Source organism: Mesorhizobium sp. M4B.F.Ca.ET.089.01.1.1, assembly GCF_004022605.1.
Classification (GTDB): domain Bacteria; phylum Pseudomonadota; class Alphaproteobacteria; order Rhizobiales; family Rhizobiaceae; genus Mesorhizobium; species Mesorhizobium abyssinicae.
In genome coordinates, this window is record NZ_RZOS01000597.1 from 1 (window position 1) to 2,861 (window position 2,861).

Sequence of the window (2,861 nt, forward strand, 5' to 3'; positions counted from 1 at the left end):
CTGCTAATTTGCGCCGATCTGTGGAACCCGGCATTGACCCATCTGGCGTTTCTTCACGGCGCGACGCTGCTAATCAGCCCGGTGAGCTCCGGGGTCGAGGCGGTCGGAGCTGAATTCGACAACCCGAAGGGCTGGGCGCTGACCATGGCCTTCTATTCGATGATGTACGGCGCGCCATCGATCATGGTTAATCGGGTCGGCGTTGAGAACGACCTGACCTTCTGGGGCGGGTCGCGCATCCTCGACCCGCTCGGCGTCGAACTCGCCATCGCCGGCGATGGCGAGGAGATCATCGACGCCGTGCTCGACTACGATCGGGTGCGGCTCGCGCGGCGCCTGCTGCCGACCGTCCGCGACAGCAATATAGGACTTGTGCATCGCGAAACCGCCCGCTTGATCGATCGGCTGGGAGTTCCAGATTTCATCCGCGGCGACGTGTCGGGCCAACGTCATGCATGATTTCCTGCTAACCGCAGAGCACCGGGCGTTTCGGGTCGAAATCCGCGCCTTCCTCCGCAGCCAATTGGCGCCGCGTTGCGAGGCGATCGAGCGCGACGCCGACTGGGAGGCGGTCAAGGCGGTGGTGCGGGCGCTTGGCCGCGCCGGCTATCTCAAGCTGATGTTCGCCGATCTTTATGGCGGTCCGCTCACTAGACCGGGACTGACCCCCGCTACCATCCTTTCCGAGGAAGCAGCTTATCTGAACTACGCCTTCGAGACGACGGTCGCCACTGCGCTGTCCTGCGCCTTTCCGCTCCATGGCTTTGCCAGCGCCGCCATCCGTGGGCGTTTCCTGGTGCCGCTGCTCGACGGCCAAGCCGTAGGCTCGATCTGCATCACTGAGCCGAATGTTGGCTCTGACAGCGCGGGCATGGAAACCCACATCCGCTTCGACACCCGGTCGAGGGAGTGGGTGATTGACGGCCTGAAGCGTTATATCTCCAATGCTTCCAGGGCTGACGTTTATGTCGTGTGGGGAATCACCGATCCGAATGTGTCGCCGCACAAAGGCTTGACCGCGGTCGCCGTTCCCGCGGGCACAAGCGGGCTGTCCTTCCCGCGCAATTACGACTTCATGGGCCGGCGAGGCTGCCTCGTCGGCGAAGTCGCGTTTGATGGCGTGCGCGTGCCCGAGGAAAACCTGCTCGGCGAAGTCGGCGGCGGCTTCCGCATCATGCTCGGCGCCTTCAACTTCGAGCGCGTCCTCCTTGGCGGTTCTGGGCTCGGCGTGGCGCGCTCGGCCTTCGACATCGCGACGGCCCACGCCCAGCATCGCAACGTTTTCGGCCAGAAGCTGGGCCAGAAACAGCTGATCTGGGACATGATCGCCGAGATGAGTTGGCGCATCGACGCCGCCGAGCTGCTCACCCACCGCGCAGCGCGGATGTACGATGAGGGCATCGAGGGCAAAAGCCTAATGCGCGAGGCGAGCCAGGCTAAGCTTGTCGCAACCGAGACGGCAGTGTTTTGCGCCGACCGGGTGGTGCAAATCCTGGGTGGCGATGGCATCACCCGGCAATTCGGTCGCGCCGAACAAATCTACCGCGACGCCCGCGCACTACCGATCGTCGGCGGCACCTCCGAAATGAACAAATACCTGATCGCAGCTCGCGAAATGCCCTCGATCAAGCTCAATCTCTGACGGGAATAGACCGCGATGAACATCGCCCGCATTCTGGAAGCTTCGGTCGACCGCTATCCGCACGACGTCGCGCTGATCTTCGAGGATCGGCGCTGGACCAATGTCGAATGGCTGGGACGTATCCGCCGCTTCACGCAGGCACTCGCCGACATGGGCGTGCGGCCGGGAGATCGCGTCGCCTTCTACGTCTCGACATCGGAAAACTCGGTGACAACCTATTTCGCCTGCCAGTTGCTCGGCGCCGTCGCCGTGCCGCTGAACTTCCGACTGAGCCCCGGCGAAGCCGCCTATATGCTGCAGGACTCCGGCGCGCGTGTGCTGGTCTACGGGCGCAACCTGACCGAAACCGCGCTCAAGATCGCGGCGCAGATCAGGTCGGTGCACGACTACATCGGCTGCGCCTACGACCAGGCCAACATTCCACAAGGTCATCATCATTTCGAGGCGCTGGCCGAGACCACGGTCGATCGCGAGCAAATGCGGCCGATCCCTGACGGCGACGATATCTCCGCATTGGTCTACACCTCGGGCACGACTGGCCGACCCAAGGGCGTCATCCACACTCATGCCAACGACGTGGCGATCGCCATGAACTGTATCATGGAATACGGCCTGTCCCATGGCGATAGGGCCCTACATATCGCTCCGCTCTATCATGTCGGCGGCATGCAGGCCTTTTTTGTACCGCATCTAATGGTAGGGGCCACCAACGTCGTATTGGGCCGCTACGAAGCTGAGCGCACGCTGCAGACGATCGAAGCTGAAAAGATCACCACGCTGTTCGCGGTGCCGACGCAGATCCAAGAAATGATGTTCCATCCACGCTTCAAGGATTTCGACGTTTCCAGTCTCCGGCTCGTCACCACCGGCGGTGCCGCGATTTCCTCGTCGACCATGGAGCGGGTAATCGCCGAATTCTGCCCTCGCGTGTTCAACGGCTACGGCATGACGGAAGCCTCGCTGACGCTGGTGCTGCACCCCGGTGATTCGCTGCGTAAGCTCGGCTCGTGCGGCAAGCCGACACTGATCTCCGAGTGCCGGGTGATCGTCAACGATACTACGCGTGAGGTCGCCCCATCGGAGGTCGTTGCCTCCGGTGAGATCGGCCAACTGATCGTGCGCGGGCCGCAGGCGATGCAAGGCTACTGGAACAAACCGTTCGAAACGTCGAGGAAGCTGAAAGCCGGATGGATCTATACCGGCGACTTGTTCTCCAAGG

The 2,861-nt window shown here is 62.5% G+C and carries 3 protein-coding genes; all 3 read left to right on the top strand.

The annotated features are described in order from the left end of the window. A partial coding sequence (locus EN780_RS31270; RefSeq protein WP_281035390.1) for a nitrilase-related carbon-nitrogen hydrolase occupies positions 1 to 459 on the top strand: 459 nt, incomplete at its 5' end. Next, a complete protein-coding gene (locus EN780_RS31275; protein WP_128276205.1) occupies positions 452 to 1,642 on the top strand; it encodes an acyl-CoA dehydrogenase family protein in 1,191 nt (396 codons plus the stop codon). The genes EN780_RS31270 and EN780_RS31275, both read left to right, overlap by 8 nt. A gap of 15 nt (positions 1,643 to 1,657) precedes the next feature. Beyond that, the coding region (locus EN780_RS31280) for an AMP-binding protein (protein ID WP_128276206.1) at positions 1,658 to 2,861 on the top strand (1,204 nt) is incomplete at its 3' end.